The sequence below is a fragment of the Sphingomonas sp. Ell38C01 genome (assembly GCF_055231975.1).
On the sequence record NZ_JBUYVA010000001.1, the window covers coordinates 2,833,902 to 2,855,136 of the forward strand.

The window sequence follows — 21,235 nt, forward strand, 5'->3', positions numbered from 1 at the left end:
CTCGACACGAACGGAAGTATATCTCGCCGGCAGCTCCTGATGCAGTCCCGCCTCTGGCTCACCAGCCCCACCCGCTTCGCGACCCTCTCGCACCGCAACGCGCTCGCCGCGGTCACGCTCGCGGTCGCTCTGGTCGTCGCCTGCTTCGCAGCGCTCCCCGCGCCCGGCCCGCCGCCCGCCTCCCACGACACCTCGGAGCGCGCCAGCGACCGAGCCGACGTGATCCTCTACGAAACGATCATCGCGGGCGTCCGCCACGGCGCCGCCTATTATCCCACCGCCGCCGACGCGCTGCGCCAGGGGCCCTACCCGCTCAAGCCCTTCGTCACCTTCCGCCTGCCCACGCTCGCGATGGTCGAGGCGGCATTGCCCGATCTCGTCACCGTCGGGCTGCTCTACGCGCTCGCGCTCGGCACGCTCTGGGCCTGGTTCCGCCGGTTGAGCCCCGCCTTCGACCGCCCGGCGCCGCGTCTCGTCGCGGTGATCCTGCTCGTCGGCGGCATGTCGTCCTTCGTCCGCGGCGATCTCGTCACCTTCCACGAGGTGTGGGCCGGCCCGCTCATCGCGCTCTCGCTCGCGCTCTGGCGCCCGGGCAACGCCACCGCCGCGATCGCGATCGGCCTCAGCGCGATGCTGATCCGCGAAACCGCCGCGCTCTACTGCGCGATCATGGCCGCGATCGCGCTGATCGAGGGCCGCCGCCGCGAGACGGTCGGCTGGGCCGCCGCGCTCGCGCTGTTCCTCATCGTCGTCGGCTTCCACGCGCACGCGGTCGCGCAGGTCGTCCGCCCGCTCGACGATGCGTCGCAGGGGTGGACCGGTCTGCTCGGCTTCGGCTTCTTCGTGAAGGTGATGACGCTCGCCACCGCGCTTTCGCAGATCCCGCTGTGGATCGCCGCCCCGCTCGTCGGCGTCGCGCTGATCGGCTGGGCCGCGTGGGACGACCCGCTCGCCACCCGCGCGCTTGCCGTACTGATCGGCTACGCGCTCCTCCTCGCCCTCTTCTGCCGCACCGACACCTATTACTGGGCGCTGCTGATCGCGCCGATCCTGCCCATCGGCCTCGTCTTCGCGCCCGACGCCATCCGCGACCTGACGCTGCGTGCGCTCGACAGGCGGCGCATCACCGTGACAAGGGTGGCGCGATGAAACGCGTCCTCCTGATCGTCGGCGGCGGCATTGCCGCGTACAAGGCCTGCGAGCTCGTCCGCCTGATCCGCAAGGCGGGCCACCATGTCCGATGCGTGATGACGGAGGGGGCATCGCACTTCGTCACCCCGATGACGCTCGCCGCGCTCAGCGAGGACAAGGTCTACACCACGCTGTGGGACCTGAAGGACGAGGCCGAGATGGGTCATATCCAGCTGAGCCGCGAGGCTGACCTGATCGTCGTCGCCCCCGCCACCGCGGACCTGCTGGCGAGGATGGCCGCCGGCCTCGCCGACGATCTCGCGACGACGCTCTTGCTCGCCACCGACACCCCTGTCCTCGCGGCGCCCGCGATGAACGTCCGCATGTGGCTCCACCCCGCGACGCAGCGCAACATCGCACAGTTGCGCGCCGATGGGATCACCGTGATGGCTCCCGACGAAGGTGCGATGGCCTGCGGCGAATACGGCCCCGGCCGCCTGCCCGAGCCGGCCGCGATCATGCGCGCGATCAAGACGTTTTTGGACCGCCCCAACACCGTTCGGGCTGAGCTTGTCGAAGCCCCGTTCTTCTCTTCTCCAACACCCAAGAAGAACAGCCCTTCGACAAGCTCAGGGCAAACGGGCCGTTTGACCGGCAGGCACATCCTCGTCACCGCCGGCCCCACCCACGAACCGATCGACCCCGTCCGCTACATCGCCAACCGCTCGTCGGGCAGACAGGGTTTCGCGATCGCCGCCGCGCTCGCGACGCTCGGCGCCCGCGTCACGCTGATCGCCGGCCCGGTCGCGCTCGACACCCCCGCGAACGTCGATCGCATCGACGTCGAAACCGCGCAGCAGATGGCCGACGCCGTCGGCCGTGCCCTCCCCGCCGACGCCGCGATCATGGTCGCCGCGGTCGCCGACTGGCGCGTCGAGTCCTCGGGCGCGCAGAAGATCAAGAAATCCGGTGCAGCCCCCGCGCTCGCGCTGGTCGAGAACCCCGACATCCTCGCCACCCTCGCCCGCGACCCCCGCCGCCCCGCGCTCCTCGTCGGCTTCGCCGCGGAGACCGAGCGCGTGATCGAGCACGCCACCGCCAAGCGCCTTCGCAAGAACGCCGACTGGATCGTCGCCAACGACGTCTCGGGCGACGTCATGGGCGGCACCGCCAACACCGTCCACCTCGTCACCGACGCCGGCGTCGAGAGCTGGGAAACGCTGCCGAAAGACGCGGTCGCCGAACGCCTCGCGCACCGGATCGCGGCCGCGCTGGCTTCGCCAGCCGACGATCGATCCGACCCCGCTTCGTCACCCCGGACGTGATCCGGGGTCCCGCTTCTTCGAACGCCCCGACGATACCGACGACCCCCATCGCCCTGCGACGACACGGCCCGACGATACGCCATGGTATCGCCGGGCCTGCGCCTCCCATCGATGGTCAGCCCATCACTGAACCGGGATCACTGGACGTAAACTACTGCGGCGGGATCGGATCGCCCTTCTTCACCACGCAATACTCGATCAGATACAGCGAGCTGCCCGTCTCGGTGCCGCCGTCGATCGCGACCACGTTCCATCCCTTGCCGGCTTCCGCGGCCGGATCCATCTCGAACTTGCCGAGCTGCTTGTCGGGAATGGGCCAGGGGTTCGCATCCCACAGATAATAGGTCAGCGCCCGGTTCGTCGGCCCGAGCGAGCCCGGCAGGCTCTTCAGATCCTTCAGCGTGCCCTCGCTCATGCTGTAATATTTGTCGCCGCAGTTCTGATCCGGCATCGAGCAGTAGGTCCGCGCCTTGGGGCCGTCATAGCTGAGGTACACTTGGTCGGGCGGACGATTGCCGCCGTAGACCATGTTCGTGACGATATCGCCGCGTGCCATGTTTTTCAGCCGCGACGAGAGCTCCTGCTCCAGCGTCTTCGGTCGGTCCAGATGCGCCCATTTGATGAAGTCCAGCAGGCGCACCGAACCGCCATTCGCGGAGGGGTCGTTCTTGTAGGTCTTGAGCTTTCCCGCCACCTGGTCGGACGTCAGCGCGACGGATTTGCCGAGCTGCTCGTCGATATAGCCCACCACCGGGATCGGGATCGCCGCGGCGATCGCACCCTTGACGTTCATCACATCGCCCTGCGACGGCATGACCGCGTAGATCCGGCTCAGCTGCACCTGATATTCGGGTCCCACGGGGGCGGGAGCGGGCTTGGCCGCAAACGGATTCCACTGCGGTGCCGCGACCGCAGGAACGGTTGTGCCGAACGCAAGACAACCGATGGCACCGAGACGTGCCGCTGCTCTGAGCATGGATGAACCCTTTTGGTTTGAAACGGCCGGCCAACGGGCCAGCAGGACACGCGCGCCGAGGCGACGAACCGAAGGGTTAGTGCGACGGTTACCCTGCCACAACGCAACTAGTCGCCGAAATGGGTCACCCGAGTAAACTTCGCTCCAAATGCTGGTTGCAACGCGCACGAAACAATACAGCGACACCACATGCGTCCATGGCGCTTGCGGATCGACGCCCGTCCCAGCTGCGGACGATCCAATCAGCGGGCATGGTATCCATTTACCAATCCGGTACATCGCCATGCCGATCGAAAGGCGGCGGTGGTCGCAGGACCGGCCCACTCCACCCCGGCTTTCCCCCGCCCAGGCCCATCCCCCCTTCGCACTCGCCGCACCACCCGTTATGACAGCGTATATGACCGACAGCATCGCCATCCGCCTGCGCCGCCTTCCGCACGGCGAGGGGCTCCCGCTCCCCGCCTATGCCACCGCAGGCGCCGCCGGCATGGACGTCGTCGCCGCAGAGACGCTGACGCTCGCCCCCGGCGCGCGCGCCGCGGTCGCCACCGGCTACACGATCGCGATTCCCGCCGGCTACGAGGTTCAGGTCCGTCCGCGCTCGGGCCTCGCGCTCAAGCATGGCGTCACCTGCCTCAACACCCCCGGCACGATCGACAGCGACTATCGCGGCGAGGTGAAGGTGATCCTCGCCAATCTCGGCACCGAACCGTTCGCGATCGTCCGTGGCGAGCGCATCGCGCAGCTCGTCCCGGCACCCGTCCTTCGCGCGACCTTCGATCTCGTCGACACGCTCGACGACACCGTTCGCGGCGCGGGCGGGTTCGGGTCGACCGGACGATGAGCGTCACCGTCTTCCTCGCTGCGCTCTCGGCACAGGCGGGCGTCCCAGCCACGGTCACCACCGCTGTGCCCGCTCCGCCCCCCGTCGCGGCCTGGGCGGGGCTGCCCGACGTCCCGTATCTGCGCCGGTTCGCGACTCCCGATACGCTGTCGGTCTTCGTTCGCGCGGAGATCGCCGCCGGGCGCTGCGCGGTCGCGGTCGAGGCCGTGACCCTGCCGATCGAACTCGCGGTCTTCATCGATCGCGCCGGCACGATCCGCCGCATCGCGCCGCGCGCGATCGGCTGCCCCACGGTCGAGCAATATGCCTCGGGCCTCGTCCTGCGCTATGCGCGCGACAACCTGATCGCGCCCGCCGTCCCGGTCGACGCCTGGTATCACGCCGCCTTCACCTTCGCGCTGAAATGACCGCGCTCTCCGCCGACGAACTCGCGCGCTATGCGCGGCAGATCGTGCTGCGCGATGTCGGCGGCGCGGGGCAGCGCCGGATCGCACGCGCCGCCGTCGCGCTCGTCGGCGCGGGAGGCATCGGCGCGCCCGCGATCCAGTATCTGGCGGGCGCTGGCGTCGGCCGCCTGATCCTGATCGACGACGACACCGTCGACGCCTCGAACCTCCAGCGCCAGATCCTGTTCGCCACCGCCGATATCGGCCGCGCGAAGGTCGATGCCAGCGCCGCGGCCGTCGCCGCGCTCAACCCGCACGTCGCGGTCACCGTCCAGCCCGTCCGCCTCGACGCCGCCAATGCCCCGATCCTCCTCGCAGGCGCCGACGTGGTGATCGACGGTAGCGACAGCTTCGCCACGCGGCTGACCGTCGCCGACGCCGCGCTCGCGCTCCGCATCCCGCTCGTCTCCGCCGCGGTCGGCCAGTTCGAGGGCCAGCTCGGCGTGTTCCGCGGCTGGGAGGCGGACCAGCCCTGCTATCGCTGCTTCGTCGGCGACGCCCCCGCGCGCGACGGCGGAACGTGCGCGGAGGACGGCGTGCTCGGTCCCGTCACCGGCGTGCTCGGCAGCATGGCCGCGCTCGAGGCGCTGCGTTGCATCACCCCGTTCGGCGAGCCGATGGCCGGGCGGGTGATGATCGCGGACCTGCTCGCGATGCGCTTCCGCACGTTGACGCTCCCCAAGGATCCCGGCTGCCGGTCCTGCGGCGCTCAGGCCCCGGTATAGCGCCGATACCAGTCGACGAACCGGGGGATCCCCGCCTCGATCGAAACCTTCGGCCGATACCCCAGGTCGCGCGTCGTCGCGGCGATGTCGGCATAGGTCGCGGGCACGTCGCCCGGCTGCATCGGGTGCATCTCGCGGATCGCACGCCGCCCGCATGCCGTCTCGATCACGTCGATCAGGTGCCCCAGCTCCTCGGGCCGGTTGTTGCCCAGATTGTAGACCGCGTGCGGCGCCCGGCTCCCCCCCGGCTTCTCCGCGCCGTCGTCGGAAGGCGGTCGATCGAGCGCAGCCACCACCCCGTCGACGATGTCGTCGATATAGGTGAAGTCGCGCCGCATCCGCCCCTCGTTGAACACCTTGATCGGGCGCCCCTCCAGGATCGCGCTGGCGAACAGCCACGCCGCCATGTCGGGCCGCCCCCACGGGCCGTAGACGGTAAAGAAACGCAGCCCCGTCAGCGGCGTCCGGTAGAGATGCGCATAGGTCTCGCTCATCAACTCGTCGGTCTTCTTGGTCGCGGCATACAGCGACACCGGGTGATCCACCCTGTCCCCCACCGCGAACGGCATCGCATCGTTCCCGCCATAGACCGACGACGACGAGGCATAGACGACATGCCCCACGCCCCGTGCGCGGGCGAGTTCGAGGATCTCCAGATGCCCCGCCACGTTCGCGCGCACATAGGCGCGCGGATTCTCGATCGAATAGCGCACCCCCGCCTGCGCGCCCAGATGGACGATGCGGTCGACGTCCGCCCCCGCGACCGCCGCCGCCAGCGCCGCCCCGTCCGCGAAATCGCACTCGACGAACCGCACCCGGTCGCCATGTACCCGCGCCTGCTCCGCCAGCCGCGCGCGCTTCAGCGCCGGCGGGTAATAGGCGTTGAGGTCGTCGACCCCGATCACGGGCTCGCCGCGCCCCGCCAGCCGCATCGCGACATGATGCCCGATGAACCCGGCGATACCGGTCACGAGGATCGTCACCCCAGCAACGCCGCCGCGAACGCGCGCACCTGCGGCCCGATATCGTCGCGCGCCAGCGCCAGCGCGAGGTTCGCCTGGATATACCCGGCCTTGTCGCCGCAATCGTAGCGCTGACCGTCGAAGGTATAGCCGTGGAACGCCTGCTTCCCGATCAGTTGTGCCATCGCATCGGTCAGCTGGATCTCGCCGCCCGCGCCCTTCACCGGCGCGTCGAGGATCCGCATCACCTCAGGCTGGAGGATGTAGCGCCCCGGCGTCATCAGGTTGGACGCAGCGGTGCCCTTCGCGGGCTTTTCCGTTACCGCGATCACCTCCGTCAGCGCACCGTCCACCTTGCCGGGCGTGATGATCCCGTATTTGTCCGTCTCGCCCGCGTCGATCTCCAGCGCGCCGATCACGTTGCCGCCGACGCGTTCGTACGCCGCGACCATCTGCGTCAGGAACCCCGGCGTCCCCACCATCAGCTCGTCGGGCAGCAGCACCGCGAACGGCTCGTCCCCGACGATATCGCGCGCGCACCACACCGCGTGGCCCAGCCCCAGCGGCTCCTGCTGGCGGATATAGACCGGGCTGCCCGGCCGCTGGCGGATCCCCTCGATCGCGGACAGCGACTTGCCGCGCGCGGTCATCACCGCCTCCAGTTCGTACGAGATGTCGAAATGATCCTCGAGCGCGCCCTTGCCGCGGCCGGTCACGAAGATGATCTGCTCGATCCCCGCCTCCAGCGCCTCCTCCACCGCGTACTGGATCAGCGGCTTGTCGACCACGGTCAGCATCTCCTTGGGCATCGCCTTGGTCGCAGGCAGGAAGCGCGTGCCGAGGCCTGCCACGGGGAACACGGCCTTGCGCACCGGCTTGAACGTCATCGAGCTACTCCTGAACAGACAGCGCGGCTTACCCACCTCGCCCCGGTCGAGCAATCGCCCGTCCGGCGTTAGCGCCTCCTAAAGATGCCCCGCGCTATCGCATCCGATATGGCAAAGATTCTCGTCATCTTCGGCACCCGGCCCGAGGCGATCAAGCTCTTCCCCGTCATCCGCGCGCTCGCCGATGCGCCGGGGCTTACGGTACGCACCTGCGTCACCGCGCAGCATCGCGGGCTGCTCGACCAAGTCCTCGCGATCGCAGGCATCGCCCCCGACATCGACCTCGACCTGATGGAGCCGGGCCAGACGCTCGACCGGCTCACCGCGCGCCTGCTCACCGGGCTCGGCGAGGTGATGGACGCCGAACGTCCCGACCGCGTCGTCGTCCAGGGGGACACCGCCACCGCGATGGCCGGCGCGCTCGCCGCCTATTACCGCCGGATCCCCGTCGCGCATGTCGAGGCGGGGCTGCGCTCGGGCGACATCTACCACCCCTGGCCCGAGGAGGTGAACCGACGCATCGTCGCCCCGATCGCCGATCTCCACTTCGCCCCGACGCAGACCGCCGCCGACGCACTCGCGCGCGAAACCGTCACCACGGGCGTCCACGTCACCGGCAACACCGTGATCGACGCGCTCCACTGGACGCGCGACCGCATCGCCGCCGACCCAACGCTCGCCTCGGGCCTCGACGGAATCGCCGCTCGCTTCGCGGGCAAGCGCCTGATCCTCGTCACCACCCATCGCCGCGAGAATTTCGGCGACGGGATGGCAGCGATCGCGCGCGCCATCGCGCGCGTCGCCGCGCGCGCGGACGTCGCGGTCCTCTTCCCCGTCCACCCCAACCCCAATGTCGGCGCGGTGATGGACCGGATCCTCGGCGACCGCGCCAACGTCGCGCGCATCGATCCGCTCGACTATCCCCACTTCATCCGCGCGCTCGACCTCTCCACCCTCGTCCTCACCGATTCGGGCGGCGTGCAGGAGGAAGCGCCCTCGCTCGGCAAGCCCGTCCTGGTGATGCGCGACACGACGGAGCGCCCCGAAGGCGTCGAGGCCGGCACCGCAAGGCTCGTCGGGACGGACAAAGACCGCATCGTTTCCGAAGTCTTCACGCTTCTCGACGACAAGGCCGCGCATGCCGCGATGGCCCGCGCCCACAATCCGTTCGGCGACGGCCACGCCTCGACACGCATTGCGAAGGTAATCGCCGATGGCTTCCGAAACTGATCTGAGCGTCGTCGTCCTGGGACTGGGCTATATCGGCCTGCCCACCGCCGCGGTGATCGCGCGGACGGGCGCACGCGTGCTCGGCGTCGACGTCACGCCCTCGGTCGTCGAGACGGTCAATTCGGGCAAGGTGCATATCGAGGAGGTCGATCTCGACGGCCTCGTCTCGGGCGTCGTCGCACGCGGCACGCTGCGCGCCTCCACCACGATCGAGACCGCCGACGTTTTCGTGATCGCGGTGCCCACGCCCTTCTCCGAAGGCCACGCCCCCAATATCGGCTACGTCCTCCAGGCCGCGACGACGATCGCGACCGTCCTGAAGGCGGGCGATACGATCATCCTCGAATCGACCTCGCCCGTCGGCACCACCGAACAGGTCCGCGACCTGCTGGCAAAGCTTCGCCCCGACCTGCGCGTCCCCGGCAGGACCGGCGAGCAGGCCGATATCGCGATCGCCTATTGCCCGGAGCGAGTCCTGCCCGGCCGCATCCTCGTCGAGTTGATCGACAATGATCGCGTCATCGGCGGCATCACCCCGCGCTGCGCACGCAAGGCGCTCGCCTTCTATCGCCGCTTCGTGCGCGGGGCCTGCGTCACCACCACCGCGCGCGCCGCGGAAATGACGAAGCTGACGGAGAACGCGTTCCGCGACGTCAACATCGCCTTCGCCAACGAACTGAGCCTCGTCGCGGATACGATGGGGGTCGATGTGTGGGAGGTCATCCGCCTCGCCAACCGCCATCCGCGCGTCAATATCCTGTCCCCCGGCCCCGGCGTCGGCGGCCACTGCATCGCCGTCGACCCCTGGTTCCTCGTCCACGCCGCACCCGACCAGACCCCCTTGATCCGCACCGCGCGTGAAGTGAACGACGGCAAGACCGATCACGTCATCGCCAGGGCGAGCGCGCTGATCGAGGCGATGCCCGGCGTCGCGGTCGCGTGCATGGGGCTCGCCTTCAAGGCGAATATCGACGATTTCCGCGAAAGCCCCGCTCTTAAGGTCGCGTCTCAACTGGCGACGAAATTCGGCAACCGGATCAACATCGTCGAGCCCTATGCTCACGCGCTGCCGCAGGATTTCTCGGGCACCGGCGCGACGCTGATCGATGTCGACACCGCGATCGAGACGTGCGGCATCATGATCGTCCTGGTCGACCACGACGTCTTCCGCTCGATCCCGCTCGAGGAACGCGCCGGCAAGGCCGTCCTCGACACCCGCGGCCTCTGGCCCGACCAGCCGCGTACTACGCCGGCGACCGGGTTGCGACTGGCGAGCTGAACACCCCCCAACCGGCAACCCAGCGCTCGGATCACCCCAACAACAGATCCGCCACCACCCGACTCTTCGCCGCCCCGTCATACCGCGCCTCCGCGATCCGCCGGCTCGCCGCGCCCATCGTCGCGATCGCCTCCGGATGCTCGACGAACCACGTCATCGCCGCCGCCAGCGCATCCACGTCGCGTCGCGGGATCATCAGCCCGTTCACCCCATGCTCGACGGTATCGCGACATCCCACGCCGTCGGTGGTGATGACGGGCTTCGCCATCGCGCAGGCCTCCTGCGTGCTCCGCGGCAGCCCCTCGCGCGCCCAGGCAGGAAGGACGAACACGCTGCACCCCGCGATCGCGCCGCGCACGTCGTCGACATGCCCCGGCCACTCGATCACCCCGCGCTCCACCCACGGCGCGATATCCGCCGCGCGCAGGGACTCGGGGTTGGCGTCGATATCGCCCAGCAACACGAAACGCGCGCGCGGATGCGCCGCCTTCACCCTCGCCGCAGCCTCGGCATATTCCACGATCCCCTTGCCGCGCAGTAATCGCGCCATCAGCAGGAAGGTCACCGGATCGGTCACCGGCGGCGCGGGCGCGAAGGCCTCGAGGTCGACGCCAATCCCGCCGATGTTCACCGCCTTGTCCGCCGCGACCATCCCCTGGTCTCGGAACACCGCCTCGTCGTCGCGGTTGAGGAACAGCACCCGGTCGACGCCTGCGAACGCGATGCGATACAGCGCCTTCGTCACCGCCCGCAGCGCCCGGCCCTTGAAAGAGCCCCCCTCGCCCGCGTCGAACACGAACCCCAGCCCCTCGACCATCGCGACGCGCCTCGGCACCCCCGCAAGCCGCGCAGCAATGCTGCCATAGATGTTGGGTTTGACGAAATAGGTCAGCACCGCGTCCGGCCTCACCCGCCGCAGCGTCGCGATCAGCGCGGCGACGTCGCGCAGATCGCGCACCGGGTTCATCCCCGTCCGGCTCAGCGAGATGTCGACCGTCCCCGCCCCGATCGCCTCCGCCCGCGCCCGCGTCTCCGCAGTCCAGTTCGGCGCCAGCGCGACCACCTCGACGCCCCGCCCCACCAGTTCGCGCACCAGATCTCGGCGGAAGTTCGCCACCGTGAATCCGTCATTGGTGACGATCGCCACCCGCGTCACGCCAGCACCTCCGCGAACAGCGCCAGCAGCGTCCGCCCCGCGCTCTCGGTCGAATAGTCCGCCTCCACCCGCGCCCGCGCCGCCGCGCCCATCCGCGCGCGCGATCCCGCATCGTCCGCGAGCCGCACGATCGCCGCCGCCCAGTCCTCCACCGACGACGCCAGCATCCCCACCTCGGGCGTCACGATATCGGCGTTCACCCCCACCGGCGACGCGATCACCGGTCGCCCCGCCGCCATGTACTGGATCAGCTTGTATCCGCACTTGCCGCGCTCGAAATCGCTGTCGACCAGCGGCATCACCCCCACGTCGATCCTCGCCATCAGCGCGCCTTCGCTCGCCTCGCTCCACGCATGGATTTCCTGCGGAACCGGCAGGTCGGCGATCGCGTCCGCCCCCACGGTGACCAGCGTCGCCGGCACCCGGTCGCCGAGTTTCCGAAGCGCCGCGATCACCGGCGCCAGATAGCGCGCATTCGCTGGCGTCCCGATCCACCCGATCCGCAGCCGGTCGCCCGCCGGCGCCGGCACCACCGGATAGCGCGCCGGATCGACGACGGTCGGCACCTGCACCACCCGCCGCGCACCATGCTCGCGCGCATAGGCCGCGAGATACGGATTGCCCGCCGTCACCGCCGCCGACCCGCGCAGCAACGGATCGAACTTCGCCGACAACGCCCGGCGCACCAGGGCGCGCGGATGCCGGTCATAGCTATGGAACACCGCATCGTCGTAATCGACGACGTACCGCAGCCCCCGCAGCGTCAGCACGCGCTCCATCGGCGCAGGCAGGAACGGGAACAGCTCCTTCTCCACCCACACCAGATCGGCGCGCGCTGTCGCCAGCACCCCCGCCCGCCGCGCGTATGCCGACAGCGCGCTCGACAGCGGCTTCTCGCCCCGCATGAAATACGCATCGAGATACGCGTCGTCGAAGAACGGCTCCACCCGCACCGACGCGCCCGCCGCCTCCAGCATCGGCACGAACGCCCCCATCCGCACCCGGCTGCTCGGTCCGCGCATCGTATAGCGCGGGAGCATCAGGATGCGCTTGCCCTCCAGGTCTCGCCTTGCAGGTTCAGCCACCCGCCGCCACCCGGTCGAGCCACGCCAGTTGCGCGGGCAGGCACACCGTCTTCAAGTCGTAGCGTTCGCGGATCAGCGCCGCCGCGTTCGCCCCCAGCCGCGCCGCCAGCCCGGTATCGTCGAGCAACCTGCAGGCGTTCCCGACCATCTCGTCGGCGTCGAAGAAGTCGAAGGTCAGCCCCGTCTCGCCCTCCGCGACGAATTCGGTCACCGGCGGGGTGCGGCTGCCCAGGATCGGCGCGCCCACCCCCATCGCCTCGGCAAGGCTCCACGACGCGACGAACGGATAGGTCAGGTAGACGTGCAGCCGCGAGAGCCGCAGAATGTTGAGATAGACATTGTACGGCACCTGCCCGACGAAATGGACGCGGCGCATGTCGATCCGGTCCTGCACCTCGTCGAGGAACACCTGCTTCCACGACGCCCCCGACGGCGGCGCCGCGCCATAGCTCACCCCGTCGCCGCCGATGATGATGACCTGCGCGTTCGGCCGCCGCAGCAGCAGTTCGGGCAGCGCGCGCATGAAACGGTGATAGCCGCGCATCGGCTCGAGGTTCCGGTTGACGAAGGTGATGATCTCGTCGCCGGGCGCGAAGATCGTGCCGTTGCCCGATTTCATCGGCTGCGCGCGCGCCGGATGGACCACCGAGGTGTCGATGCCGTCGTGGATCACGCTGATCTTCGATGCCATCGGCTCGGGAAAAGTCGCCGCCTGGAACGCGGTCGGCGAGATGCCCGCAGCCGCCTGGTCGAACAGCAGCGCCTGCGGCATGCACCGCAGCCACAGCCGTGCACGCTCGGTCGCCTCTTCCACCGGGGTCAGGAACTCCGGATCGAAATCGCCGTCGCCGCCCTTCTCGACATAGAGCATCTCGCAATACAGCGCGAGCTTCGCCTGCGGCCAGACCCGCTTCAGGAACAGCGGTTCGCCCCAGGCCGGGTGCGCGACGATCACGTCCGGCAAAAACCCCTCGTCGCGCAGCGCGATCGCCGCGCGCAGCGTCGCCTCGCCGCGGATCACCTTGGAATCGAAGTCGCGCGACCACGGGTGCCCGTCGGTCGCGGTGCTGCACGCGCCCTTCGCGCGGACGATGCGGACGCCGGGCATCTGCACGGGCTCGCGCATGCACGTGGCGACCACCTCGTCGCCCCGCGCTGCGAGCGCCGGGGCGAGATGCTTGAACTGGCCAGGGAAGTTCTGGTGCACGAAGAGGATGCGCATGTCGCGCTCACAGCCAGCGCACGACCGGTTTGTCAAATCTCCAGGCGGCCGGATGCGCGCGCGGCTTGACTTGTCGCGAGCGCCCGGCACACCGCGCGGCAACCACGAAGCTGTTCCCCGGAGTCCCGATGCCCCTCGCCGAAAAGGCCACCACCGTCGCGCGCAAGGTCGCGCTCCGCCTTGGCCTCGGCCGCGGCGCGCGGTGGGAGGCCAACGACACCTACGTCTCCGCCGCCCCCTCGGCGCAACAGACCGTGGATATCTTCAAGGGCGACTGGGCCTCGCGGCTGCCGATCGACGGCGTCGTATCGGGCGAGGCCGGATTGTTCGAGGACAGCCGCATCGCGTGGCTGCTCGACCGCGTCGGCTCGGTCGCGGGGTTCGACGTGCTGGAACTCGGGCCGCTCGAGGGTGGCCACACCGCGATGCTGGAACGCGCCGGGGTCGCCTCGATCACCGCGATCGAGGGCAACAAATCGGGCTATCTGAAATGCCTCGTCGTCCAGCAGCTGCTCAAGCTCGAACGCGTCGATTTCCGCCTCGGCGATTTCGACGCGGTGCTCGCGACCACCGACGCGCGCTACGACCTGCTGGTAGCAAGCGGCGTCCTCTATCACCTCGCCGATCCGCTCGCTACGCTGCTCAACATGATCCGCGTGTCGGACCGGATCTTCATCTGGAGCCATTTCGCGGACGCCGACGCGATGCCCGCGGGCGATCCGCGACGCCGCCCGATGACTGGCGAGGTGCGCGTCGCAAAGCGCGCCGGCGAGCGGCTGACCTACCATGTCCGCAGCTATCTGGGCACGCACCGCATCGGCAAGTTCTGTGGCGGGCGAGAGTCCGCGGCGGTGTGGATGGAAAGCGCCGAGGTCATCGCGCTCCTCGAACGCCACGGCTACGCGGTCGAGCTCGGCGAGGCCCAGCCGGACCACCCCAGCGGCCCCGCGCTGACACTTCTGGCCACGCGTCGATGACACCGACTTCAGGCCGAAACGGAACGACTTGCGGCCATAAGGACACAAGCATTTCGAAAACCGACCGGCCCAGTGGATAAAATAACGACCTACATGGTTATTCCGCCAGCCACGAAGGCTTGCCAATGGATCGGAGGTCGCGCTAAGTGAAAAGCGCAGCTCTAGAGGGAGGATTCTAGGCCCGGGAGGTTGGAGCGGGTGGACGTAAAACGGGGGGCCAAGGCTTGCGTCCACGCAGCACCCGTTAGAATTGGTTACAAACTGGGGCCTCCGGCACCGCCCGGGCCTCGATCGATATGCACGGTAAGGGAGTAAATTCATGGCTGTAATTCAGGGTACGACAGGCAACGACAGCCTTTCGGGCACGACATCGCCGGACACGATCTTCGGTCTCGCGGGCGACGACACCATCAACGGCCTGGCGGGCGCGGATCTTCTGATCGGCGGCACCGGCAACGACAATTACATCGTCGACGACGCTGGTGACCAGGTCATCGAGAGTGTTGGCGAAGGCACCGCGGATCAGGTCGTCTCGACCATTTCCTACACGCTCGCAGGCGGCTCGGAGATCGAGTTCCTGGCGGCTGGCGGCGCAGGCAGCTTCAACGCCTTCACGCAGCAGTTCGGCGGCGGCGCGATCAACCTTACCGGCAACGAGTTCGCGCAGGAAATCGACGGCAATGGCTTCGCCAACGTCCTCGACGGCGGCGTGGAGACGACGGCGGCATCCGACACGCTGGTCGGTCTGGGCGGCGACGACACGTATATCGTGCGCAACGCTTCGGACGTCGTGACTGAGGGAACCGCGCTCGGCGTCGACACCGTCCTCGTCGTCGCGAGCTCGACCTTCACCAGCTATGCGCTGCAGGCCGCCAACGCCGACGTCGAGAACCTTCTCGCTTCGGACGCGACCTCGACGCAGGCGCTGACCCTGATCGGCAACAGCTATGCGCAGTCGATCGCCGGCAACGCGGGCGCGAATGTGCTCGTCGGCAATGGCGGCGCTGACACGCTGAGCGGCCTCGGCGGCAACGACGTGTACAACATCACGGCCAACACCGCCGTCATCAACGACACGACCGGCACCGATACCGTCAACATCGGCTATGCGGCCGGCCCCGGCTATGCGGCGGCTGCGGGCACCGCGGGCACCTACACGGTCACCGCGCCGATCGAGACGATCACCGCGGCAGCATCGACTGGCGTGGCAGGCATCAACATTGTTGGTGGCTCGATCGATCAGACGATCATCGGTAACGACCAGGCCAACACCATCACCGGTGGCGGCGGCGTCGATACGCTTGTCGGCGGCCTTGGTGGCGACACGTACAACGTCTCGACCGGTTCGACCCAGGTGGTCGAGAACGCTGGCGAGGGTGTGGATCGCGTCAACGCAGTCGGCACCAGCTTCTACATCGGGCCGAATGCCGAGATCGAGATTCTCGCTCTGGGCACTGCGACCGGTGGCGCTGCGCTCGGCACGCGTACCCAGCAGGGTGACGGCACGTTCGATCTGAACGCGCTGAACACGACGGCGACGTCGAACTTCATCGTCGGCAACAACTTCTCGCAGACGCTGTACGGCGATGCGGGCGGCAACATCCTGAACGGGTTCCGTGGCGTCAATGGTGACGGCACCGGTGCCAATGCCGACACGCTGGTCGGTGGCGCAGGCAATGACACCTATCGTGTCTACAACCAGACCGACGTCGTGGTTGAGGATTCGAACGGTGGCATCGACTTCATCTACACCAGTGCGAGCTACGACCTGACGGTCAATGACACGAACGCCTTGGGCGCGACGCTCAACGGCACCGGCACCAACGGCGCGACCTTCCTGACTGGCGCCAGCCAGATCGAGATCGTCTCGGCGGCGGATCAGGCGTCGAACGCCGGTGCGCGCGGTATCGACCTCACGGGCAACGCCTATGGCAACATCCTGATCGGCGATTACGGCGCCAACATCCTGACGGGTGGCGGCACCTCGGCGGGTGGTCAGTTCGACCAGCTGACCGGTCTGCGCGGGAACGACACGTACAACGTCAACTCGCGTAACACGACGGTGAACGAGAATGTCGGCGAGGGCACCGATCAGGTGAACGTCAACCTCGACGGATCGGGCGACAGCTTCTGGGGGATCAATGCCCTGTCGGAAGTCGAGTTCATCTACGCCACCGGCAACAACGCGATCAGCATCACCGGCAACGAGTTCGCGCAGCTCATCTCGGGCAACGCGGCAGCCAATACGCTGAACGGCGGCGGCGGTGCCGACACGCTCGTCGGCGGCGCGGGTTCGGATTCGTACCTCGTCACCGCGCAGAACCAGGTCGTCGTCGAGGACGCGCTTGCAGGCAGCGGCACGGCCACGAACAACGACTCGGTCTTCACCACGGTAAGCTACGACCTGGCGGCTTCGGCTTCCTACGTGGCGGCTCCGGGTGCGGCGGCGATCACCGGCGGCACCCAGATCGAAGTTCTCGCCGCGGCCAATGGCCAGGGCACCGAGAACCTGAATCTGACCGGTAACGGATATGCCCAGACGATCGTCGGCAACTACGGCAACAACGTTCTCGACGGCGACAACGACACGCGCACCGGCGGCAATCTCAGCGGCACCGTCGCTGGCGATACGCTCATCGGTCTGCTCGGCAACGACAGCTACCGCGTGTACAGCCAGGCCGACGTCGTTCGCGAGAATGCTGGCGAGGGCACCGACACCGTGCTGTTCAACAGCGCGACGCCGGGTTCGTACCAGCTGCGTAACGGCACCTCGGTCGAGTTCCTGGTTGCCGAAGGCAACACCTCGACGGCGCCGCATCGCCTGACCGGCAACGACCTTGCGCAGACGATCGTCGGCAACGCTGGAGACAACATCATCTCCGGCCGCGAAGGCAACGACACGCTGACCGGTGGTGGCGGCAACGACATCTTCGGTTTCGACACCGCGCTGAACGCCACGACCAACGTCGATACGATCACCGACTTCGCGGCTGGTGACCGTCTCTCGCTCGGCGGTACGCCGTTCGCAGCGCTCGGCGCGACCTTCGACTCGAACGAGTTCGTCGCCGGCACGACCGCCACGGCTGCCAACGCCCAGGTCCTGTACGACCAGGCGACCGGTAACGTGTTCTACGATGCGGACGGCACCGGTTCGGGTGCGGCGGTCCTCTTCGCGAACGTCGGGGCGGGCACCGTGCTCGGGTTCAACGACTTCACGATCAACACGACCCCGACGACCGCGATCGCAGCTGCGTAAGCAGCTCTTCGCGATCCACGGATCGAAAGGCCGGGGCCTCCGTCGCAAGACGGGGGCCCTTTCCTTTTGCGCAGGCATCGCGGCTCTCGGGGAGCCCCCTCCCCGGCCACCGCCTCGCCATCAGGCAGCCCGGAACCGTGCGAGTGGGATTGCAAGCATGAACCCGGACACCGCATGCCCCGACGGTCCGTCGATGCCTTGGCCGGAACTTCGACCGACCCCGCCGATCGCGGCACCACTCCCAGGATCGCTACCCCCGCCCCGCCGGAAACCGATGAACAAATTGTCACCAAGATTGAGTGGACGATGATGGTGGCGTCGATTAAGCCCGCGCCGCAGGCAGGGGCGACAACCCGGCAGGCCCCGCATACGATGCAGAACCACTTTCGGACCCTCCTCGCGTCGATCGCATCCCTTGCGCCCGCGATCCCGGTGCAGGCGCAGACCGTCGCCACGCCGCCACAGGCACAGGTTCCAGGCCCCGTCACGTCCGCACCCTCTTCCGCGTTCGCGCCGCAGCCCGGTCCGGTCACCGCCGTTAACCCGCTCGACCGTCCGATCGCGGATCGGTCGCCATCGGCTCCGGCAATTCCATCGATCGAGGCACGCCCCCTGCCGCTGCCTTCGACCGCGCGCGGCGGTCCGATGCCGTCGACCCGTCGAAGCGCACCGCCCGCCGGCCCCGGCGCGCTACCCGCCCCCGTCGAACGCCCGCTCTCGGTCGACATCGGCAATGACCCGGTCCTCGCGCTCGGTCGCGAGGCCGGCTCCGGGCCGGTGTTCCGCGACGCGATCGTCGCCGCCGTCGATCGCAATCCCTCGCTCGCCGAGGCGGAAGCGCAGGCGGACGAGGCCCGGGGCCAGCGGCGCGAGGCGCGCGCCGGGCTGTTCCCGACGGTCGATCTCAATGCCACCGGCTTCAAGACGGTGTCGCGCGAGTTCGGCAACGACCCCGACAACATCATCGAGCGCTCGCGCCCGCGCCAGCGCATCGACGCGCAGGCCTCGGTCAGCCAGACGCTTCTCGATTTCGGTGCCACCACCGATCGGATCGCCGCCGCCGGCGCACGCCTGCGTGCCGCCTCGGCGGGGCTCGACGACACCGCCGCACAGGTCGCGCTCCGGACGATCGGCGCGTGGTACGACGTCTTCACCTATCGCACGCTCATCGCGATCGGCCGCACCTATCTCGCCGCCCAGGGGCAGCGCCGCGACGAGTTCGCGCAGCGCGTGGCCCAGGGGTACAACGCCTCGGTCGACGTCGCGCGGCTCGACAGCAGCGTCGCCAGCCTCAACACCCGCCTCGCGCGCTTCACCCGCGAGGTCGCGAATGCGGAGGCGCGGTTCGTCCAGCTCACCGGCCGTCCGGTCCCCGCCAACCTGTCGCGCGCACCCTATCTGGGCAACCTGCCGCGCTCGCTCGACGACGCCCGCGTCGCGGCGGGATCGGTTCCGGCCGTCCGCGCGGTCGCCGAACAGGCCGACGCGGCGCGCCGCGACGCTCAGGCCGCGAAGGCGGACACCTTCCCCAATTTCAGCGCCGGGATCGATGCCGGCCGTTACGGCGTGCTCCAGGACCGCCCGGATTACGACATCCGCGCGCGCCTCACGATCCGCAAGCGCCTTTTCGGCGGACTCGACGCGCGGCTCGACCAGGTCCGCGCACGCGCAGCCGGCGCCGGCGCCCGCTCCGCCCGCGTGACCGAGGAGGCCGCGCGCGACGCCGCGATCGCCTGGACCGATCTCGAGGCGCTCAACGAACAGACGAAGGCGCTGGAACAGAGCTACATCGCCGCGCGCCTCTCGCGCGACACGATCGAGGAGCGCTTCCGCGTCTCGCGCGGCACGTTGTTCGACGTCATCGACGCCAACGATGCCTATTTCGGCGCCGCTACCGCCTATGTCGAAAGCCTCGCCGATCGCGATGCCGCGCATTATGTCGTGCTCGCGCGCACCGGCCGGCTGTTGCCCGCACTCCGGATCGAGAGCGCCTATGATCGGGTCCGCCAATGACTGATATCATCCACGGCGCCAAGCCGCGGTTCGCCGAATGGCTGATGGAGCCGATGCGCCGCAACCGCGCGACCTATACCAAGGTCGCGGTCGCCGCCGCGCTCATCAACGTCTTCGGGCTCGTCTCGTCGCTGTTCTCGATGACGGTGTATGATCGCGTGCTGCCGAACAACGCGATCGCCTCGCTCGTCGGGCTGACGATCGGGTTGATGATCGTCCTCGTCTTCGATTTCATCCTGCGGACGTTACGCGCCTATTTCGTCGATATCGCGGGCGCGAACGTCGATCGCGCGATCGGCGGCAGCGCGTTCTCGCAGTTGCTGGCGCTCCGCCTCGACATGAAGCGCAGCTCGACGGGCTCGCTCGCCGCGATCATGCGCGAGCTCGAGACGATCCGCGAGTTCCTCGCCTCCGCCACGCTCACCGCGATGATCGACGTTCCGTTCATCTTCGTGACCCTCGCGGTGATCGCCGCGATCGGCGGCAAGCTGGTGCTCGTGCCACTCGCGATGATCCCGGTCGTCGTCCTCGGCGCGGTGCTCACCTATCCCGCGATGGACCGCCTCTCGACCGATGCGATGAAGCACGGCCTGACGAAGCAGTCGGTGCTGGTCGAGACGATCGGCGGGATCGAGATGGTCAAGACGTCCGGCGCGGGCAACCTGCTGCGCCGCCGCTGGCTCGACGCGATCGATCTCCATTCGGACGGTGCGATGCGCCAGCGGCTCATCAGCACGATCAGCATGAACATCGCGAACACCGCGCAGACCTTGTCCTACGCGGGCACGATCGTGCTCGGCGTATACATGATCGAGGCGCGCGAGTTGACGATGGGCGGCCTCATCGCCTGCTCGCTGCTCGGTGGCCGCGCGGTCGCGCCGCTCGCGCAGATCGCGCAGCTGCTGTCGCGGCTCACCAGCACGCGCACCGCCTATCGCCAGCTCGACGGGTTCATGACGCAGTCGAGCGAGGTGCCGCAGGGCGTGCCCCTCAAGCCCGCGCGCGTCGACGGCCATATCGAATTCCGCAACGTCAGCTTCCGCTATCCGGGCGCGACCGAGAACGCGCTCCACGCGATCAACCTGACGATCAATCCCGGCGAACGCGTCGCGCTGCTCGGCAAGGTCGGTTCGGGCAAGTCGACGATCGCGCGCCTTGCGCTCGGGCTCTACCAGCCCGCCGACGGCCTCGTCCTGCTCGACGGGACGGACCTGCGCCAGGTCGACCTGCCCACCGTCCGCGACAAGATCGGCGTGGCGTTGCAGGACAGCGTGCTGCTCACCGGCACCGTCCGCGACAACATCACGCTCGCGCGCGACACCGTCGACGACGAGGAGATGCTGCGCGTAAGCCGTCTCACCGGCGCGCATGATTTCATGGGCCGGATCGCCAACGGCTACGACCTGACGCTCGCCGATCGCGGCGAAAGCCTGTCGGGCGGCCAGCGCCAGACGATCGCGCTCGCCCGCGCGCTCGCCGGCAAGCCGAAGCTCGTCGTGTTCGACGAACCCACCAGCGCGATGGATTCGGAGAACGAGGCGGGGCTGATGCAGCGCCTCGCCCCCGAACTCGCCGATCGCACGCTGCTCCTCATCACGCACCGCATGTCGCTGCTCCAGCTCGTGACCCGCATCGTCCTGATCCGCGAAGGCCGGATCATCGCCGACGGCCCGCGCGACGAGGTCCTGCGCCGCATGACCAACCAGCCCAAGGCCGCCTGA

Annotated in this window: 17 protein-coding genes; 11 read left to right on the forward strand and 6 right to left on the reverse strand. The window is 68.7% G+C overall.

Annotated elements, in window-relative coordinates:
- Positions 1–39 precede the first annotated feature (39 nt).
- Both ACV7NO_RS13465 and ACV7NO_RS13470 read left to right on the forward strand, forming a co-directional pair.
- Positions 40–1,149: a hypothetical protein gene (locus ACV7NO_RS13465; protein ID WP_463406481.1), complete on the forward strand. Its 1,110-nt coding sequence runs from the start codon at positions 40–42 to the stop codon at positions 1,147–1,149.
- A complete protein-coding gene (locus tag ACV7NO_RS13470) occupies positions 1,146–2,456 on the forward strand; it encodes a bifunctional phosphopantothenoylcysteine decarboxylase/phosphopantothenate synthase (RefSeq protein WP_463406482.1) in 1,311 nt (436 codons plus the stop codon). The genes ACV7NO_RS13465 and ACV7NO_RS13470 overlap by 4 nt, the downstream gene beginning before the upstream one ends.
- A 151-nt stretch (positions 2,457–2,607) precedes the next feature.
- Here the strand turns inward: ACV7NO_RS13470 and ACV7NO_RS13475 are convergent, their stop codons facing one another.
- On the reverse strand, positions 2,608–3,849 hold the full coding sequence (locus ACV7NO_RS13475) for a hypothetical protein (protein ID WP_463406483.1): 1,242 nt from the start codon (positions 3,847–3,849) through the stop codon (positions 2,608–2,610).
- On the opposite strand from ACV7NO_RS13475, the gene dut reads away from it, so the two are divergent.
- Genes dut through ACV7NO_RS13490 form a run of 3 tightly spaced genes read left to right on the forward strand, consistent with a single transcriptional unit; the run spans position 3,830 to position 5,447 of the window.
- A complete protein-coding gene (dut, locus tag ACV7NO_RS13480) occupies positions 3,830–4,276 on the forward strand; it encodes a dUTP diphosphatase (protein ID WP_463406484.1) in 447 nt (148 codons plus the stop codon). The two genes, ACV7NO_RS13475 and dut, sit on opposite strands and share 20 nt — an antisense overlap.
- Positions 4,273–4,683, forward strand: a complete 411-nt coding sequence (locus ACV7NO_RS13485; protein ID WP_463406485.1) for a hypothetical protein — start codon at positions 4,273–4,275, stop codon at positions 4,681–4,683. The genes dut and ACV7NO_RS13485 overlap by 4 nt, the downstream gene beginning before the upstream one ends.
- Positions 4,680–5,447 carry a HesA/MoeB/ThiF family protein gene (locus tag ACV7NO_RS13490; protein ID WP_463406486.1) on the forward strand — a complete coding sequence of 256 codons (768 nt, stop codon included), beginning with the start codon at positions 4,680–4,682 and terminating at the stop codon, positions 5,445–5,447. The genes ACV7NO_RS13485 and ACV7NO_RS13490 overlap by 4 nt, the downstream gene beginning before the upstream one ends.
- Here ACV7NO_RS13490 and ACV7NO_RS13495 read toward each other — a convergent pair.
- Entirely contained in the window at positions 5,432–6,430 is a 999-nt protein-coding gene (locus ACV7NO_RS13495; RefSeq protein ID WP_463406487.1) for an NAD-dependent epimerase/dehydratase family protein, read from the reverse strand. The genes ACV7NO_RS13490 and ACV7NO_RS13495 overlap by 16 nt on opposite strands.
- A complete protein-coding gene (galU, locus tag ACV7NO_RS13500; protein ID WP_463406488.1) occupies positions 6,427–7,296 on the reverse strand; it encodes a UTP--glucose-1-phosphate uridylyltransferase GalU in 870 nt (289 codons plus the stop codon). Before galU ends, ACV7NO_RS13495 begins: the two co-directional genes overlap by 4 nt.
- A gap of 108 nt (positions 7,297–7,404) precedes the next feature.
- On the opposite strand from galU, the gene wecB reads away from it, so the two are divergent.
- Both wecB and wecC read left to right on the forward strand, forming a co-directional pair.
- Complete coding sequence (gene wecB / locus ACV7NO_RS13505; protein WP_463406489.1) at positions 7,405–8,526, forward strand: non-hydrolyzing UDP-N-acetylglucosamine 2-epimerase; 1,122 nt, start codon at positions 7,405–7,407, stop codon at positions 8,524–8,526.
- On the forward strand, positions 8,510–9,805 hold the full coding sequence (wecC, locus tag ACV7NO_RS13510; protein WP_463406490.1) for a UDP-N-acetyl-D-mannosamine dehydrogenase: 1,296 nt from the start codon (positions 8,510–8,512) through the stop codon (positions 9,803–9,805). Before wecB ends, wecC begins: the two co-directional genes overlap by 17 nt.
- A 31-nt stretch (positions 9,806–9,836) precedes the next feature.
- Here the strand turns inward: wecC and ACV7NO_RS13515 are convergent, their stop codons facing one another.
- Genes ACV7NO_RS13515 through ACV7NO_RS13525 form a run of 3 tightly spaced genes read right to left on the reverse strand, consistent with a single transcriptional unit; the run spans position 9,837 to position 13,268 of the window.
- On the reverse strand, positions 9,837–10,961 hold the full coding sequence (locus ACV7NO_RS13515) for a glycosyltransferase family 4 protein (protein ID WP_463406491.1): 1,125 nt from the start codon (positions 10,959–10,961) through the stop codon (positions 9,837–9,839).
- On the reverse strand, positions 10,958–12,046 hold the full coding sequence (locus ACV7NO_RS13520; protein WP_463406492.1) for a glycosyltransferase family 4 protein: 1,089 nt from the start codon (positions 12,044–12,046) through the stop codon (positions 10,958–10,960). The genes ACV7NO_RS13515 and ACV7NO_RS13520 overlap by 4 nt, the downstream gene beginning before the upstream one ends.
- Entirely contained in the window at positions 12,039–13,268 is a 1,230-nt protein-coding gene (locus tag ACV7NO_RS13525) for a glycosyltransferase (protein WP_463406493.1), read from the reverse strand. The genes ACV7NO_RS13520 and ACV7NO_RS13525 overlap by 8 nt, the downstream gene beginning before the upstream one ends.
- Before the next feature lie 128 nt (positions 13,269–13,396).
- On the opposite strand from ACV7NO_RS13525, the gene ACV7NO_RS13530 reads away from it, so the two are divergent.
- The 4 genes from ACV7NO_RS13530 (at position 13,397) to ACV7NO_RS13545 (ending at position 21,235) form a co-directional block, all read left to right on the forward strand.
- Positions 13,397–14,245, forward strand: coding sequence for a class I SAM-dependent methyltransferase (locus tag ACV7NO_RS13530; protein ID WP_463406494.1), 849 nt, complete (start codon positions 13,397–13,399; stop codon positions 14,243–14,245).
- Between the two features lie 319 nt (positions 14,246–14,564).
- Positions 14,565–17,501 carry a beta strand repeat-containing protein gene (locus ACV7NO_RS13535; protein ID WP_463406495.1) on the forward strand — a complete coding sequence of 979 codons (2,937 nt, stop codon included), beginning with the start codon at positions 14,565–14,567 and terminating at the stop codon, positions 17,499–17,501.
- Positions 17,502–17,873: 372 nt separating this feature from the next.
- Positions 17,874–19,514: a TolC family protein gene (locus ACV7NO_RS13540; RefSeq protein WP_463406496.1), complete on the forward strand. Its 1,641-nt coding sequence runs from the start codon at positions 17,874–17,876 to the stop codon at positions 19,512–19,514.
- Positions 19,511–21,235 (forward strand): type I secretion system permease/ATPase, encoded by a 1,725-nt coding sequence (locus tag ACV7NO_RS13545; protein WP_463406497.1) that lies wholly within the window; start codon positions 19,511–19,513, stop codon positions 21,233–21,235. Before ACV7NO_RS13540 ends, ACV7NO_RS13545 begins: the two co-directional genes overlap by 4 nt.

What these genes read in the sequence shown, in the direction of transcription:
- ACV7NO_RS13530 (WP_463406494.1), top strand. Translation starts at nt 13,397, where the DNA reads ATGCCCCTCGCCGAAAAGGCCACCACCGTCGCGCGCAAGGTCGCGCTC.
- ACV7NO_RS13485 (WP_463406485.1), top strand. Translation starts at nt 4,273, where the DNA reads ATGAGCGTCACCGTCTTCCTCGCTGCGCTCTCGGCACAGGCGGGCGTC.
- ACV7NO_RS13540 (WP_463406496.1), top strand. Translation starts at nt 17,874, where the DNA reads ATGCAGAACCACTTTCGGACCCTCCTCGCGTCGATCGCATCCCTTGCG.
- ACV7NO_RS13470 (WP_463406482.1), top strand. Translation starts at nt 1,146, where the DNA reads ATGAAACGCGTCCTCCTGATCGTCGGCGGCGGCATTGCCGCGTACAAG.
- ACV7NO_RS13535 (WP_463406495.1), top strand. Translation starts at nt 14,565, where the DNA reads ATGGCTGTAATTCAGGGTACGACAGGCAACGACAGCCTTTCGGGCACG.
- galU (WP_463406488.1), bottom strand. Translation starts at nt 7,296, where the DNA reads ATGACGTTCAAGCCGGTGCGCAAGGCCGTGTTCCCCGTGGCAGGCCTC.
- ACV7NO_RS13545 (WP_463406497.1), top strand. Translation starts at nt 19,511, where the DNA reads ATGACTGATATCATCCACGGCGCCAAGCCGCGGTTCGCCGAATGGCTG.
- ACV7NO_RS13465 (WP_463406481.1), top strand. Translation starts at nt 40, where the DNA reads ATGCAGTCCCGCCTCTGGCTCACCAGCCCCACCCGCTTCGCGACCCTC.
- ACV7NO_RS13525 (WP_463406493.1), bottom strand. Translation starts at nt 13,268, where the DNA reads ATGCGCATCCTCTTCGTGCACCAGAACTTCCCTGGCCAGTTCAAGCAT.
- ACV7NO_RS13475 (WP_463406483.1), bottom strand. Translation starts at nt 3,849, where the DNA reads ATGGCGATGCTGTCGGTCATATACGCTGTCATAACGGGTGGTGCGGCG.
- wecC (WP_463406490.1), top strand. Translation starts at nt 8,510, where the DNA reads ATGGCTTCCGAAACTGATCTGAGCGTCGTCGTCCTGGGACTGGGCTAT.
- wecB (WP_463406489.1), top strand. Translation starts at nt 7,405, where the DNA reads ATGGCAAAGATTCTCGTCATCTTCGGCACCCGGCCCGAGGCGATCAAG.
- ACV7NO_RS13490 (WP_463406486.1), top strand. Translation starts at nt 4,680, where the DNA reads ATGACCGCGCTCTCCGCCGACGAACTCGCGCGCTATGCGCGGCAGATC.
- dut (WP_463406484.1), top strand. Translation starts at nt 3,830, where the DNA reads ATGACCGACAGCATCGCCATCCGCCTGCGCCGCCTTCCGCACGGCGAG.